The organism is Kitasatospora sp. NPDC101155 (genome assembly GCF_044768305.1).
Taxonomy (GTDB): domain Bacteria; phylum Actinomycetota; class Actinomycetes; order Streptomycetales; family Streptomycetaceae; genus Kitasatospora.
This window is the reverse complement of the sequence record NZ_JBIWPN010000004.1, coordinates 120,434-133,204: the sequence shown is the minus strand read 5'-3', so window position 1 is coordinate 133,204 and position 12,771 is coordinate 120,434. Positions and strand designations below refer to the sequence as shown.

Annotated in this window: 14 protein-coding genes and 1 pseudogene; 9 read left to right on the top strand and 6 right to left on the bottom strand. The window is 68.0% G+C overall.

The window, feature by feature from the left end:
- Nucleotides 1-15: 15 nt before the first annotated feature.
- Nucleotides 16-486, top strand: a complete 471-nt coding sequence (locus tag ACIRYZ_RS07335) for a GNAT family N-acetyltransferase (RefSeq protein WP_402940760.1) — start codon at nt 16-18, stop codon at nt 484-486.
- A gap of 3 nt (nt 487-489) precedes the next feature.
- Here the strand turns inward: ACIRYZ_RS07335 and ACIRYZ_RS07330 are convergent.
- From ACIRYZ_RS07330 to ACIRYZ_RS07320, 3 genes and pseudogenes are all read right to left on the bottom strand, one after another.
- Nucleotides 490-753, bottom strand: a pseudogene (locus tag ACIRYZ_RS07330) (IS630 family transposase); the annotation flags it as partial.
- Nucleotides 754-776: 23 nt separating this feature from the next.
- Complete coding sequence (locus ACIRYZ_RS07325; protein WP_402940758.1) at nt 777-1,226, bottom strand: GNAT family N-acetyltransferase; 450 nt, start codon at nt 1,224-1,226, stop codon at nt 777-779.
- Nucleotides 1,227-1,236: 10 nt separating this feature from the next.
- Nucleotides 1,237-2,409, bottom strand: coding sequence for a helix-turn-helix domain-containing protein (locus tag ACIRYZ_RS07320; RefSeq protein WP_402940755.1), 1,173 nt, complete (start codon nt 2,407-2,409; stop codon nt 1,237-1,239).
- A 206-nt stretch (nt 2,410-2,615) separates the two neighbouring features.
- Between ACIRYZ_RS07320 and ACIRYZ_RS07315 the strand changes: the two genes are divergently transcribed.
- The 4 genes from ACIRYZ_RS07315 (at nt 2,616) to ACIRYZ_RS07300 (ending at nt 4,323) form a co-directional block, all read left to right on the top strand.
- The gene (locus ACIRYZ_RS07315; RefSeq protein ID WP_402940752.1) at nt 2,616-3,056 is read left to right on the top strand and encodes an ATP-binding protein; all 441 of its coding nucleotides are present in this window, start codon (nt 2,616-2,618) and stop codon (nt 3,054-3,056) included.
- A gap of 151 nt (nt 3,057-3,207) precedes the next feature.
- Nucleotides 3,208-3,570, top strand: a complete 363-nt coding sequence (locus ACIRYZ_RS07310) for a hypothetical protein (RefSeq protein WP_402940749.1) — start codon at nt 3,208-3,210, stop codon at nt 3,568-3,570.
- A gap of 35 nt (nt 3,571-3,605) precedes the next feature.
- Nucleotides 3,606-3,860, top strand: coding sequence for a hypothetical protein (locus tag ACIRYZ_RS07305; RefSeq protein WP_402940747.1), 255 nt, complete (start codon nt 3,606-3,608; stop codon nt 3,858-3,860).
- 169 nt (nt 3,861-4,029) lie between these two features.
- A complete protein-coding gene (locus ACIRYZ_RS07300; protein ID WP_402940744.1) occupies nt 4,030-4,323 on the top strand; it encodes a hypothetical protein in 294 nt (97 codons plus the stop codon).
- 1,052 nt (nt 4,324-5,375) lie between these two features.
- On the opposite strand, the gene ACIRYZ_RS07295 is transcribed toward ACIRYZ_RS07300, so the two are convergent.
- The gene (locus tag ACIRYZ_RS07295; protein ID WP_402940741.1) at nt 5,376-6,950 is read right to left on the bottom strand and encodes a recombinase family protein; all 1,575 of its coding nucleotides are present in this window, start codon (nt 6,948-6,950) and stop codon (nt 5,376-5,378) included.
- A gap of 451 nt (nt 6,951-7,401) precedes the next feature.
- Between ACIRYZ_RS07295 and ACIRYZ_RS07290 the strand changes: the two genes are divergently transcribed.
- From ACIRYZ_RS07290 to ACIRYZ_RS07280, 3 genes are all read left to right on the top strand, one after another.
- Nucleotides 7,402-8,259, top strand: a complete 858-nt coding sequence (locus ACIRYZ_RS07290) for a helix-turn-helix domain-containing protein (RefSeq protein ID WP_402940738.1) — start codon at nt 7,402-7,404, stop codon at nt 8,257-8,259.
- A 27-nt stretch (nt 8,260-8,286) separates the two neighbouring features.
- Nucleotides 8,287-8,496 (top strand): DUF397 domain-containing protein, encoded by a 210-nt coding sequence (locus ACIRYZ_RS07285; RefSeq protein WP_402940735.1) that lies wholly within the window; start codon nt 8,287-8,289, stop codon nt 8,494-8,496.
- 110 nt (nt 8,497-8,606) lie between these two features.
- Nucleotides 8,607-8,960: a VOC family protein gene (locus tag ACIRYZ_RS07280; protein WP_402940732.1), complete on the top strand. Its 354-nt coding sequence runs from the start codon at nt 8,607-8,609 to the stop codon at nt 8,958-8,960.
- Nucleotides 8,961-9,014: 54 nt separating this feature from the next.
- Here the strand turns inward: ACIRYZ_RS07280 and ACIRYZ_RS07275 are convergent, their stop codons facing one another.
- Nucleotides 9,015-9,602 carry a hypothetical protein gene (locus tag ACIRYZ_RS07275; RefSeq protein WP_402940730.1) on the bottom strand — a complete coding sequence of 196 codons (588 nt, stop codon included), beginning with the start codon at nt 9,600-9,602 and terminating at the stop codon, nt 9,015-9,017.
- A 412-nt stretch (nt 9,603-10,014) separates the two neighbouring features.
- Here ACIRYZ_RS07275 and ACIRYZ_RS07270 point away from each other — a divergent pair, with 412 nt between their 5' ends.
- Entirely contained in the window at nt 10,015-11,484 is a 1,470-nt protein-coding gene (locus ACIRYZ_RS07270; RefSeq protein WP_402941438.1) for an IPT/TIG domain-containing protein, read from the top strand.
- A gap of 287 nt (nt 11,485-11,771) precedes the next feature.
- Here the strand turns inward: ACIRYZ_RS07270 and galE are convergent, their stop codons facing one another.
- Nucleotides 11,772-12,767 carry a UDP-glucose 4-epimerase GalE gene (galE, locus tag ACIRYZ_RS07265; protein WP_402940727.1) on the bottom strand — a complete coding sequence of 332 codons (996 nt, stop codon included), beginning with the start codon at nt 12,765-12,767 and terminating at the stop codon, nt 11,772-11,774.
- Between the last annotated feature and the right edge of the window lie 4 nt (nt 12,768-12,771).

Here is a 12,771-nt window from a genome sequence, read left to right as displayed (position 1 = left end):
TGGGAGGCTGGGCCGGTGCCTATAACCCTCCGCCCCCTGGACGCCCGACACTTCTCTGCCTGGCTCGAACGCAGTCGAGCCGAGTACGCCAAGGATCTCGTTGCTTTGGGGCAAACGTCCGAGGACGCCTACCGCCATGCGGACACGAGCATGGCTCACTTCTTTCCGTCCGGGATACCGACCCCGGGGCACGTGGTCTTCGACGTGGTCGACGATGCCGGGGTAACCGTCGGCTACCTCTGGATCGGACCGGACACGAGCGACGACGCCGGCGCCTGGTGGATCTGGGACATCGTGATCGACGCCGACAAGCGTGGTCGGGGCCTGGGACGAACGGCCATGCTCCTCGGAGAGGAATACGCCCGGGCGCAGGGCGCTCATACTCTGGGTCTCAGCGTCTTTGGGTTCAACACAGGTGCGCGTGGCCTTTACGAGTCGCTCGGCTACGAGACGACCTCGGTGAAGATGCGCAAGAAACTCGACTGAGCCTCAGGCGACGTTTGCCATGTCAACCACCGCGCATAGGCGTTTGTCGGCGGCGTGCTTGTTCCGCCAGATGATGTAGCGACGGATCATGCTTCCCTGCTCCTTGTGGCTGGCGTGGTCGGTGCTGTCGAGAGTGAAGTAGCGCAGGGCGGTGAACTGGGCCTCGATGCGGTTGAGCCAGGGGCTGTTGGTCGGGGTGTAGGAGAACTCGACATTGTTGGCCGCGGCCCAGTCGCCGACCCGGGTGTCCTTCTTCGTGCCCAGGTTGGCAAAGGTTCTCTGATGCGGCACTAGGCCTGGGACCGGTAGAAGATCTTCCCGTCGTTCGGGACCACTCCGAGCGCCACGTAGAACGCCAGGGCGGCAGGGTTGTCCCGGTCCGCAGTCCACTCAACGCGTGAGCAACCGGCGGCGCGAGCCTCGGCATGGACGGCGGTCATCAGCTCGCGTGCGATACCCCGGCGCCGGTGCGGCTCACGAACGTAGAGCTCCTTGAGGTACAGGCTGGTGTCGGCCCCGGCGGCTGGCCAGAGAAGACTGACTGAGGCCAGGCCGGTTACCTCTTCGCCGTCGCGTGAGAGCAGGACCGTGGCGGCTGGCCGAGAACCGAACAGGGCACTGCGGACCTGCTCCGGATCGGGGGAGTCGGCAGACCCGCCGTAGTACTGCTCGATCTCGCCAAGGATGGTGGCGAGGATCTCGGTGTCGGCCTCGGTCGCTCGCACGATCACTGTGCCCATTTGTGCCCCCTCATCCGGCCGAGGGCAGGGCAAGCACTTCGCGTAGAACCCGGACCTCCGGCAGTTGCCTTTCCGTTTCGGGCACCCTAACCGCAAGATCGCGTGCGCGGTAGAGGATCAGAGCGCTGCGGTGTTCCTCCGGCAGTGCGAGAAGGCTGTCCACGGCGAGGCGGGCCCCGGCGGCAGGGTCGCCGTCCCATGAGAGGCAGTCGGCGCGGTCCAGCTGAATGAGTGCCCGGTCAGTCCGATTCTCTGCCGGGTAGAGGTCGAGCGCCTGTTGCTGCTCCTCCCAAGCGCGGGCTGTGTCGTGCAATGAGGTCCACGCGTTCCCGGAATGGAAATGTAGTTGGGCCTCGTCGTAGCCGAGCGCGGAAGGCTGCCTGTCCTCGGGCGACAGGCGCGCCAGGGCGCGTTGGGCTCGGGTGAGCGCCGCCACCGTATCGGCTCTCCGGCCGGACAGCGCCTGGGCGCGTGCTTCCAGCGGTGCGGCCAAGGCGTCGGCCACGCACGGCATCCCGCCCGCCAACTCCTGTGCTCTGACTGCGAGTTCGATCGCTCCGGCGAGATCGCCTCCATAGTAGAGCTGGTAGGACTCCTGGGCGTAGATCCATGCGAGCGTGGCGCGGTCCTCGGCCTGGGTGGCGGCTGCCTTGCCGGTCCGCCACCAGTCCCGGGCGCCCGGGTCGTCCAGCTTCAGCAGCGTGAGGGCCATCAGCCCGGACAGGTTGGCACAGGCCGACAGCAGCCGGCGCCGTATGGCTGGCGGGTGGCGGTGGTTGAGGAGGGTCCGCAGGTCCGTGAAGTCGGCCAGGAGGTCGGCCAAGAGGTCCTGTTCGGGCCGGTAGCGCGTGGCGCGCCCGTGACGCGCGATGGTGAACTCCCACTCCTCCAGGGACGCGCTGGTCATCGGGCCTGCGGCGAGCTGCTCGGCCAGACCCGCCTGAAGGGCGGCTGCGCGCTCCGTTGCGGGCGTCCCTGGTGGGTGCTCCGCCAGAGCGATGAGGCGTCCGCCCGCCCCGAGGGCTGAGTCCAGGGCCGCTGCCATGGCGGCGGTGGGTTGGCGGCGTCCGGTCTCCAGGTCGGAGACGACGGTCTTGCTGCAGTTGGCGATTCTCGCGACATCGCGCACGGACAGCGTTCCGCGCAGGCGCCGGAGAGCCTGTGCGAATGTCTCGTCGGTCATGTCATGCCCTCGGCGTCCGCAGCGTCCGCAGCGTCCGCACGGCGGCGGACAGTTGCGGACAGCTGATCTCTTACGGCTGCTGCTGCTTCGTACGACGCTACTCCCAGAGACGCGGTAGCTCGGCGTATCTGTAGAGAAATCAGCGGATATGACGCTTGATCACTTTCTGCATGCGCCCCGGTAGGTCACGTATGGAGGGGATCGGTGTGTCTGACGTTCTGGCCACGCCGCCCGCGTTGTCGGGTGATGCATTCTTCTGGCTTCCACGCCATCGAGCGTCGGTCCCGTCGGCTCGGTCGGCGCTGCGGGGCTTCCTGCGGAACGTCCCGGGTGGGGACGCGCTCGCCCCCGGTGGCGAACTCGTTCTCTCCGAGCTGGTGACCAACGCGGTGGTGCACGCGCGGGTGCCCCGGGGGCGGCGAATCGCCATCCGATTCGAGCTGGTCTGTGACCACCTTCGGTTGGAGGTGCACGACGCGAGCAGCGAGAGGCCCGTGATCCGGCGGTCGACCGGCGCGGAAGACCTGTCCGGCCGGGGGTTGCGTCTCGTGGAGGCCTTGTCGGTGGAGTGGGGCTGGATTCCCCGGCCCGAGGGTATCGGGAAGATCATTTGGGCTCTGGTGGGCCCGGAAGGTGGTGCGCGGTGAGTGGCAGGCGGGTGTTCGGGTTGGCGGCGTCGCGGTGCTTCTACTGCGGTGTGGGGCTGCGGAAGGCGGCGGCCCGGTACATCGTCGTGAACGGCCAGGCGGTCGGCGTGCACGTGCGGCACCCGCGCCGCGCGGGGGAGGTGTCGGCTCGATGACGACGCGCAGCGATGGCACCACCACGCCGGGGGCTGAACTGGTCGTGGCGGGTGGGGCCTTGGCCACCGGCGGCGCCACGCCTTACCCGTTCCCGGTGGTGGTGGAGGTCCGGGGCATCACGGAGCCCGCGCGCTTCTCCAGGCTGACGGACGCGCTGACCGCGCTCCTGGACGCGTTGCGGGCGTTGCCGCTCAGTTCGGAGCAGCGGGAGTTCTTCGAGGAGTTGTTCGGGCCGTCGGCGGTGCAGACGATCGGGCATCGTCTGGCGATGTACGGGGAGGTGCGGTCGCTGGCGTTCCTCGACCTGACGCCGCACGTAGTCAGGGTGTACCCGGCTGACTTCGGGGCGCCGCAGTGATGGGGCGGCGGCTGCGGGCCTGGCGTGACCGGCTCTTGACCTGGTGGCTCCTGGACGGCCAGTTCTCGCGCCCGGTGCGGGCGATCTCGCCGGGGCGGCGGACCGCGCACCGTCAGGTGGTGGCGTGGCGCGCTGAACCCGGGTTCGCGGACGGCGTGCGGTTGGGGCTGATGCACCGGATCTGGCGGGACCGTACGGGAATTGAGGACCCGCTGACCGGCCTGAGCGAGGCGGAGTTGTTCCGCCGGATCTTCGGCTGTGACCCCGATGAGAGCGAGGCCGCGCGGTAACGCCCTGACTTGATCAGGAACAACTGAAGACGTGCCGGACCACCCCGTGACCTTGGAGGGAACCAGGGGTGGTCCGGTGGGTCGGAACCCGATGCCGATGGTATCGGGCTGCTCGGCATGTCTGTGCACAGATGGCCGGTTCGGTTGTGATCAAAGGAGTTGAGAGGCGTTGCGCGGGGATGACGACTTCTGTGCGGAGTCGACGGCGGACCTCGATCCGGACAGGTGGCTGTGGCTGCCGGGTGTGGACTACGCGGCGGGGTGGCGGGCCGCGCGTCGGACGGCGGAAGACCTGAACGGTCTGCTGGCGGCGTGCGGGGTTCAGCGCTCGCAGCTGCGGGCGATGGCCGACACCGATGCCCTCGGTGGCCCGGTGGTGCGGCTGGAGGGTGTTCCGGAGGGTTGGCTGAGCCTGGAGGAGCTGTTGGTTCTGGCAGCGCACGTGCGTCGTGAGTCGGCCTGACCGGCCCGGGTGGGCGGGGGACGGGTGCGCGTGGCCGGTTGGGGGAGGCTTTGGGCGGTGTCCTTGCGGGGTTGGGGTCGGGCATGGTCGGGGGGCCGTAAGCTGCTGCGAACTCGGTCAGGGCTTTTGGGCCTGACCGCAATTGGGCCGAGTGGCCCCCCGTCCTTGCCCGACGCGGGCCCCGGCCCGGCAAGGTGCGTAAAGCCTCCCTCGGCCGGCCACCCCAGCCATCCGGCGGCAGCGAACGGCCTGGGCGCCTTCGCCTTCAACCGGCCCTGCATCCGTGGGCGGCCAGCCGCCCGGCCCGGAACGGCCGCAAGGCCGCATGCCCGGCCGGGGCGGCTGGGGCCGCCCGGCGGCGCGTGCGCCGCCGCTTGAGGAAGTAAAGGGAAGTTGCGACAGCCCCGGCCCCAGCCGCTGACCGATCGCTCACGCAACAGACTGGTGCCTGTCGGCGGCGGCTGAGAGAATGTCAAACGTCAGCACCTTTGCACGACGGGGGTCCGCCCCGCTGGTTCGGCCAGCGAAACACTCTCCGGGCGCACTCGCCGCCCGATCCGGCCACAGGCCGTTGATCTCTCCCGACTCGCACGGGCGGGCACGTCCGCCTGTGGCTGTGCCACGTCCCGCCCATCCCCGCATCGGCCTGCCCGCCGGTGACCACGGAAGGAACATCCAAATGTCCCGACCAACAGGTCCGCAGCTCCGTCCGCCCATGCCCACCCCGCATGCCTGGAGGCTGCCCCGTGTCCGCCACCGATGGCGCGTTCACGCCCGCACACCCCTGCCCTGCTCCCCCGGCCGACGCCGTCGCGAGTCGAGATGCCACCGCGCCGGACGGGGGCCTTCGCGCCGAGCTCGGGACTCCAGCGCGGATGACGCGTGAGGAATGGATTGCCTTCCATGTCGGGCGGGCGCCAAAGATCACTGCGGAGCAGTGGCGCAAGACGCGCGCGATCCTTCGGGGGCGGGACGATACTGCAGAGCAGTAGCGAGGATCGAGCCCCGGTGACCGACGCCCGGCCGCCGGGGCTTCTCCGTACCGATCGCTGTCAGGTGGCCATCGGCTTCCACACGGGATCGATCGTGGTGTGGTCGAACACCCGGCCCCGGGTCCGTGCGGGGTGCACGACGACCGCCAGGAGGTACGTGCCCAGCAGCGATCGGCGGCCTGCGATCGTCGCATCCTTCCACTCGGCTCGGATCTCCTCGGGGGAGCGCGAGCGCTGGGCGCGGTCGGCCTTCGCGCGGCGGGCCGTGCTGATGCTCGCCATGAGCTTCTTCTCCTGCGCTTCCAGTCCCGGCACGACGGCGAAGAACGAGTCGGCCGTGATCGTCCCGTCGCGCATCCCGTCACGGAAGCGCTGGAGATCATCGCGCACCCTGGCGAGCCTGGCCACGTCCGCGTTCTCGGGCTCGGACTCAGGAAGCTGCTCGTCCTCACTGGGTCGGTTCTTCTCCAGGTGGTCGAACAGGAGATCTTTGATCAGCTCGTCGAGTTTGGCCATGTTGCGGGTCGAGTTGCCGCACCCGCCGTGGATCGGTCCGGGGCACTTGTAGATCGGCACGACCTTCCCGTGCCGGCTGTCGGAGGTGCCGATCATGGTCTTGTTGCACAGCGTGCCGTCCTCGCGCGGCCGGCCGCACCGCAGCAGCCCCGACAGCAGGTACTTCCTGGTGTTGCGCGTGGTGAACTCCCTGCCCTCACGGCGACGGTCGTACTCGGCGATCAGGTCGTCCCATTCCTCGACACTCAAGATCGGCTGCCACGTGCCCCGCACGTACTGCCCCGTGGCGTCTCGCAACACGGCGTCCTTGCGCAGAGACGTCCTCCGCACGGACCCATCGGCGTTCTCGGTCTCGTCGGCATCGTCGCCCTCGGACGTGGGGCGCTCGCGCATGACTCCGTCGTAGCTGGACAGCCCTGCGACGCGCGGGCTCAGGAGCATGCCCTTGATCGTCTTGAGGTACCACTTGCCACCACCGACCGGCGGTATCCCTGAGTCGATCACCAGCTCCGCCGTCCCCTTCCACGTCTCCCCGGCGGTGAACGCCAAAGCCGCCTTGCGTATCAGGCGGGCTTCATCCTCCTTGAGCTCGATCCGGTCGCCCTTCCAGCCGAACGGACGGGTGGCCGGCTGGCTGTGTCCCTCCTGCGCCTGCTGGAGCCTGGCGCGCGCCACACGACGGGCCGTGTCCGCGCTGCTCTTGTTCGCCATCGCACACAGCACGCGGGCCATCGCCTTGCCGTTCTCCGTCATGAGGTCGAGCGCTCCGGTCACGCCGACCACGGGACGCTTGAAGTGATCAACGAGGTCGATCAAGTCCTCAAGATCGCGGGGCTGACGGGCCAGCCGATCCAGGTCGTAGACGATGATCCCGTCGATCACCCCGTCCTCGTAGTCCTGGAGCATCTGCCGGAACTCCGGCCGGATCACCCGCCACACACTCCGGCCGTCCGCCTTGCGGATGCGGCGGCGCTTGTAGGCGCTGGTGTCGTTCTCCGTGTAGACCTTCGCGATCGTCCACACAAGGCGGGCCGCGAGTGCTTCCACGTCCTCCCTCTGTCGCGCAATGCCCTTCTCCTCCTCGGTCGGGTCATCCGAAATCCGCAGGTAGACGCCCACACGCCGGGGCTTCCGGCTCCAATCAGCTGCCATGCGATAAGGATAGTTTGAGTGACCGTCAGTTCGCTGAGCACCAACTCGCCGATATCGAGCAACGGTTCACCGGCAGGATGGCCGGCGACGAAGTCGCGGAGCCGCCCTCTGGCAACGGGGACGGACTTGTGGTGCCGGGGCAGCCAGCAGGAGTACTTCTCCAACGTTCCGGGCATGGCAGGGCCTCCTCCGGGTGTGGTGGGAAAGATCGCGATCCGAAGGGCGGCGGGAGGCAAAGGGATGCCCGAGCGATGAGCCGCCAGGATCACGCTGTGTGGTGCATTGCACTACGCCAAGTAGCGTGCACCCGCACCAGTACTCGCCGCAACCAGCATTTCTGCATCAGTGCAGATTGACTTAGCCTGGATCGGACGCACCGTCACAAGGCAGACTGGGATGGGCTCAAGGAAGGAACACCGTGACTGACGAATCGAGGCCGACCGTGCGCGGCCGTCGTCTGGGCTCAGAGCTTCGCCGGCTTCGAGAATCGGCGAGCAAGACAACCGACGACGCTGCGGGTGCGCTCAAGTGCTCCCGCGCGAAGATCAGTCGGATAGAGACAGGCGTAGTGGGCATCCGGCGCCTGGACCTCGGCATCCTGCTGGACCTCTACGGTGTCACCGAGCCGCACGTCAGGGAGGCGCTCGAAACACTCGCCCGGGAAAGCAAGAAGCGCGGCTGGTGGCACGACTACGGCGACACGATTCAGCCCGCCCACGCCGACTTCCTCGGTCTGGAAAGCGACGCGCGGTACATCCGGACCTGGCAACCCCTGGTCGTGCCAGGTCTGCTGCAAACCGAGGACTACGCCCGCGCGCTGCTTGAGGCGAATCCTGCCGCTGTCCGACCGGAGCGCATCGATCAGGTGGTCAAGATCCGGATGGAGCGCAAGGCCGTTCTGAACAAGCCTGACTCTGCTCGCTTTTGGGCGATCATCTGGGAACCCGCGCTCCGTTGCCCAGTTGGTGGAGCAGACGTGCGCCAGGCACAGCTGCGCTATCTCGCCGAGGCAGCGCAACTCCCCAACGTCACACTGCAAGTCGTACCGATCGGCCTCGGCGCAACCGCCGGGGCATGCGGCGGGTTCGTGATGTACGGGTTCACTGACTCCCCCGCGCCGGGGGCAGTGTTCGTGGAGACGCTGACGAATGGGCACTACCTGGAGCGCGAGGCGGAGCTCGACGGCTACGGACTCGTTTTCGAGTATCTACGGTCGTCGGCCCTGAACCCGTCCGACTCCCTGGATATGATCACGTCCATCGCAACAGAGACATGAGTACGAGATCAGAAAATAGGTGAGCACATGGCCGTGCCAGAGATCTCCGCTCGGGGGTGGCGCAAGAGTTCCTACAGCGCACAGGCAAGTGAGTGCGTGGAGACAGGGCATCTCACCAGAGGTGGAATGGCCGTCCGGGACTCCAAGGACCCCAGCGGCCCCGCGCTCGTCTTCCCCGCCGACGCATGGGCGGCGTTCGTCACCGCCGTCAAGACCGGCGACCTCCCCACCGCCTGAACGCACCTGCGTGAGAAGTCGGCCCGGCCGGCTTCTCACGCCCAGGAAGGAACGCGGCGGCGGCGGTGCGGCGCCGGCCCGGCTGATCACCGTCCTGGCAGGATGCCCGCATGGAACGTGTGCTGGGAATCGGTGGGTACTTCCTGCGGGCCGCTGACCCGACGGCCCTGGGCGCGTGGTACCGCGACTGCCTGGGGCTGGACACCGACGAGTACGGACTGTGGCGGCAGCAATCCGGGCCGACGGTGTTCGCGACCTTCGACGCCGACACCGACTACTTCGGGTCCCGCGCCCAGCAGACCATGCTCAACTTCCGGGTCCGCGACCTGGATGCGATGCTCGCCCAACTGCGCGCCAAGGGAGCGGACGTCGCCGAGGAGACGCAGGACATGGAGGGTGTCGGCCGGTTCGGCTGGGTCACCGACCCCGAGGGCAACCGCATCGAGCTCTGGCAGCCCGTCTGATCGCGGCCTTGCGCGAGAAGTCGGCCCGGCCGACTTCTCGCGCAACCTCCGCACTCAGAGCAGCCCGTCGGTGCTCTCGCACTTCAGGAAACCACTGACCGTGCCCTTGGCACCCATCAGTTGAGTGACCGGCAGGTCGACCAGCTTGACGGTGTCCAGGGTGCGACTGGCCGTCTCGCCGACCGTGGTGTCCCCAGCCCAGGCGACGGCGTTGCTCTGGTCGTCACCATTGGTCAGGAGCAGATTCACCTTCCCCTCGCCGTCGAAGGTGATGATCAGGCCGCCCTGTGCGGAGCCGGCACCGACGGGTGACGCGGTCAGGACCAGCTTGCTGGACGGGGACTTGCCCCCTATGCAGCCGCCCCCGCCGAACTGGAAGGTGCCGCCGCCGTCCCCCTTGATGGTCACGGAGTTGACACCGCCGACGGGGGCCGAGCCGCCGGATCCGGCCGGGGCCTTGGTGGGTGCGGCGGCGGCCGTCGTCGGCACGTCGGCGGGCGCCGGGGCGACGGCGCTCGAGGCGGGGGTGTCAGGGGCGGCGGCCTTCGCGGGGGACGGTGAGGAGGAGGAACCGCAAGCTGTCAGCAGAAGAGCGGAGATGCCGACGGTCGCCACGGAGTACACACGAGTCGTTCGAATCATGGTCAGACCGTAAGACTCTTGTGTGACAAAACATCAGCCGAATGCACACAACTTCGTCCCGGCCCTCAGCGCCGAACTCGGAGGCAAGGGTGATCCTGCCCTGGAGGTCGAAGTAGAACGCGCCCTGGAGCTGCATGAGGGACTGCAGGAAGTCCAGGTCCGGAGCCGGGTTCTCGGCGAACCGCACACGCGTCTGACGAACGGCCAACAAGGTGAACCTGGTCAACCTGCGGGCGGGAAGAGCACCGGACAACGCAGAGGGAAGGTCTGATGGTGCGCGATCCACTCTGACGGTCGGTTCGGCACAGGTCTGCCCTGATGCTGCCGAAAGGCCGTCCCGCCTCCGCACCGGCACAACATCCGAGGAGCAGGAACGACGATGGCACCCGATCCGACAATCGCCCAGGTGACCATGACCCTGGCCGCCCTTGCATCCACCGGGGCCACCCCGCGTCCGTCCGGGGAAACCCTGGAGCACCAGACCGCACGGATCATCACCGGCATCAACGCGCAACTGAGCGATCCCGGCCTCGCGACGCAGGGCGCGTGGCAGCTGGTGTGGCTCGCCCTGAGCGACGCCAACGCCAACATGGCCTACATCGCGAAGAGCACCAACGGCTCGAACGAGTTCGCCGTGGCCGCTCGCGGAACCGACGCCGATTGGACCGACATCTTCGAGGACCTCGAGGTCGGCAAAGTCGTCCCGTTCCCCGAGAGCGGATCGCCGAAGCCCTTCGTTTCCAAGGGGGCGAAGGATGCGTTCGACCGGGTTACCACCGCCAGCTCGATCGCCTCACCCTCCCCGAACCTCACGCTCGTTCAGGCGCTCTCCGCCGCGATCCAGGCGGCGCCCACCTCGCCGCAGCCGACCGTCTATCTGACCGGTCACAGCCTGGGCGGTTGCATCGCCAGCATGCTCGCGCCGTACCTGCAGGCACAGGCAAAGACCTGGAGGAAACAGCCGAAGTTCGCGGTGATCACCTATGCCGCTCCCACCGCCGGCGTGCAGAGCTTCGTCGACTACTTCAACTCCCTGTCGTGGGTCATCGACGAGCGCCAGAACAACGCCTACGACCTGGTACCGCACGCGTGGGCCGATCTCGACACCACCGCCGCCTGGTACCCGAGCCCGGGACCGCAGGCGACCGACGAGGTGAAGCTGCTCATCGGGACGTTCTCCCAGCGCCCCAAGGGCAACGTCTACGTCCAGCCCGGCACGCTCTGCCTGATGAACACCGGATACACGAGCCTCAACAAGAGCCTGGTCAACAAGACCACCCAGGACTTCCTCGGCCAGGTCGCCTTCCAGCACGCCAACGACACCTACCTGGACCTGGTGGGGGCGCCTGACCTCCCTCCCAGGCCGGAGGTGACGAACGTGACCCCTTCCTTCGGCAAAGCGGGCGACACGGTGACCATCAACGGCGCCGGTTTCAGTCCGGACAGCGTGGTCGACTTCGACAAGTTCGCCTGCACCAAGTTCACCATCGACCCCTCCGGCATCAAGATCACCGCTCAGGTCCCCGACGGATCCGGCGTCGTCCACGTCCGCGTCACCAACACCCTCGGCACTTCCCCGGCCGTCGCGATGGGGCAGTTCGCCTATGGCGGACCCCCGCCCGTGGTGGTCAGTGCGGTCAGCCCGACCAGCGGAAATGTCGGCACCCCGGTCACCGTCAGCGGCGAGGGCTTCACCCCGGGCGCCACCGTGTACTTCAAGGACAAGGCATCCGACTCGGTCAAGTTCGTCAACACCGGCCAGATCATCGCGACCGCGCCCGGTCTGATCGACGTCCACCAGACGGTTGACATCACCGTGAAGGTCGGCCAGGCCATCTCTCCCAAGAGCCCGGCCGACGAGTTCACCTACACCGGACGGTAGCGTCCGCACACTCCGTTCCCGCGGCGCATAAACGGCCTTCGTCGCCGCCATCAAGGTCGGCGAACTCCTTAGCCCCTGAACATGCCTGCGCGAGAAGTCGGCTGGGCCGACTTCTCGCGCAGACGTGTTCCGCCCTCAGCGGCCGACTTCGCGCAGACGAAGTCCTCGAACGTCTCCCGCCCGGCACGGCGAGCGCGGGGCGGGCAGGTGGCACCGTGACGGACCTTCCGGGCCGTAATGCCCGGATTGCTGATCTCCGACAACGGAATCAGCAACGGCAGGTGTCATCACTCGCCCTTGAGGATCGTGTGGCGGGAGTTGTTCCAGGCCAGGGCGGCGGCGATGCCGTCCTGGAGGGTGTGGGCCGGGGTCCAGCCCAGCAGGTCGCGGGCGCGGTCGATGGCGGGGTAGGCGCCGGCGTTGTCGCCGGGGCGGGCGTCGGCGAGGTGGTGGGCGAGCGGCTCGCCGGTCACGTCCTCGAACGCCCTGATCAGTTCGAAGACGGTGGTGCCGTCGCCGGAACCGAGGTTGACGGGCAGGTAGCGGGGCCCGGCCTCGGGTACGACGGTGTCGAAGCGGCGTACGGCGGCGATGTGGGCCGCGGCCAGGTCCCAGACGTGGACGTAGTCGCGGATGCCGGAGCCGTCGCGGGTGGGCCAGTCGGTGCCGGTGACCGGGAACGGCTCACCGGCGCGGTAGCGGTCGATCATGACGCCGAGGGCATGGGTGGGCTTGGTGGTCTGCAGGCCGGTGCGGAGCTTGGGGTCGGCGCCGATCGGATTGAAGTACCGCAGGGTGATGACGCGCAGCGGGGTGCCTCCGGTGATGTCCTCCAGGGCGCCTTCGAAGGCGGCCTTGGTGCGCGCGTACGGGGACAGCGGCTTGAGCGGCGCGTCCTCGGTGATGGCCTGGCCGGAGTCGTAGATCGAGGCCGAGCCGGAGAACACGAGCCGCTGGCAGCCGTTGCGCAGCAGGTGGGTGACCAGGGCCAGGCCCTTGGTGACGTTGGCGTCGTAGTAGGCGAGCGGGTCGGCGACGGAATCGGGGACGACGATGCGGGCGGCGCAGTTGATGGTGGCGTGGATGTCCGGGTGGTCGTGGAAGATCCGGTCGATCAGGTCGCCGTCACAGATGTCGCCCTGGTAGAAGGTGCGGCCGGTGGTGAACTCGGGGCGTCCGGTGGACAGGTCGTCCAGGAGAACGGGCTCGATGCCCTCGTCCAGGCAGGCGCTGGCAATAGTGGATCCGATGAATCCGGCGCCGCCGGTGATGAGAACCTTCATTGGC

Bases quoted from the DNA above. Each gene is read 5' to 3' on its own strand.
- ACIRYZ_RS07270 (WP_402941438.1), top strand. From the start codon at position 10,015: ATGACCCTGGCCGCCCTTGCATCCACCGGGGCCACCCCGCGTCCGTCC.
- ACIRYZ_RS07275 (WP_402940730.1), bottom strand. From the start codon at position 9,602: ATGATTCGAACGACTCGTGTGTACTCCGTGGCGACCGTCGGCATCTCC.
- ACIRYZ_RS07310 (WP_402940749.1), top strand. From the start codon at position 3,208: ATGACGACGCGCAGCGATGGCACCACCACGCCGGGGGCTGAACTGGTC.
- ACIRYZ_RS07280 (WP_402940732.1), top strand. From the start codon at position 8,607: ATGGAACGTGTGCTGGGAATCGGTGGGTACTTCCTGCGGGCCGCTGAC.
- ACIRYZ_RS07320 (WP_402940755.1), bottom strand. From the start codon at position 2,409: ATGACCGACGAGACATTCGCACAGGCTCTCCGGCGCCTGCGCGGAACG.
- ACIRYZ_RS07285 (WP_402940735.1), top strand. From the start codon at position 8,287: ATGGCCGTGCCAGAGATCTCCGCTCGGGGGTGGCGCAAGAGTTCCTAC.
- galE (WP_402940727.1), bottom strand. From the start codon at position 12,767: ATGAAGGTTCTCATCACCGGCGGCGCCGGATTCATCGGATCCACTATT.
- ACIRYZ_RS07325 (WP_402940758.1), bottom strand. From the start codon at position 1,226: ATGGGCACAGTGATCGTGCGAGCGACCGAGGCCGACACCGAGATCCTC.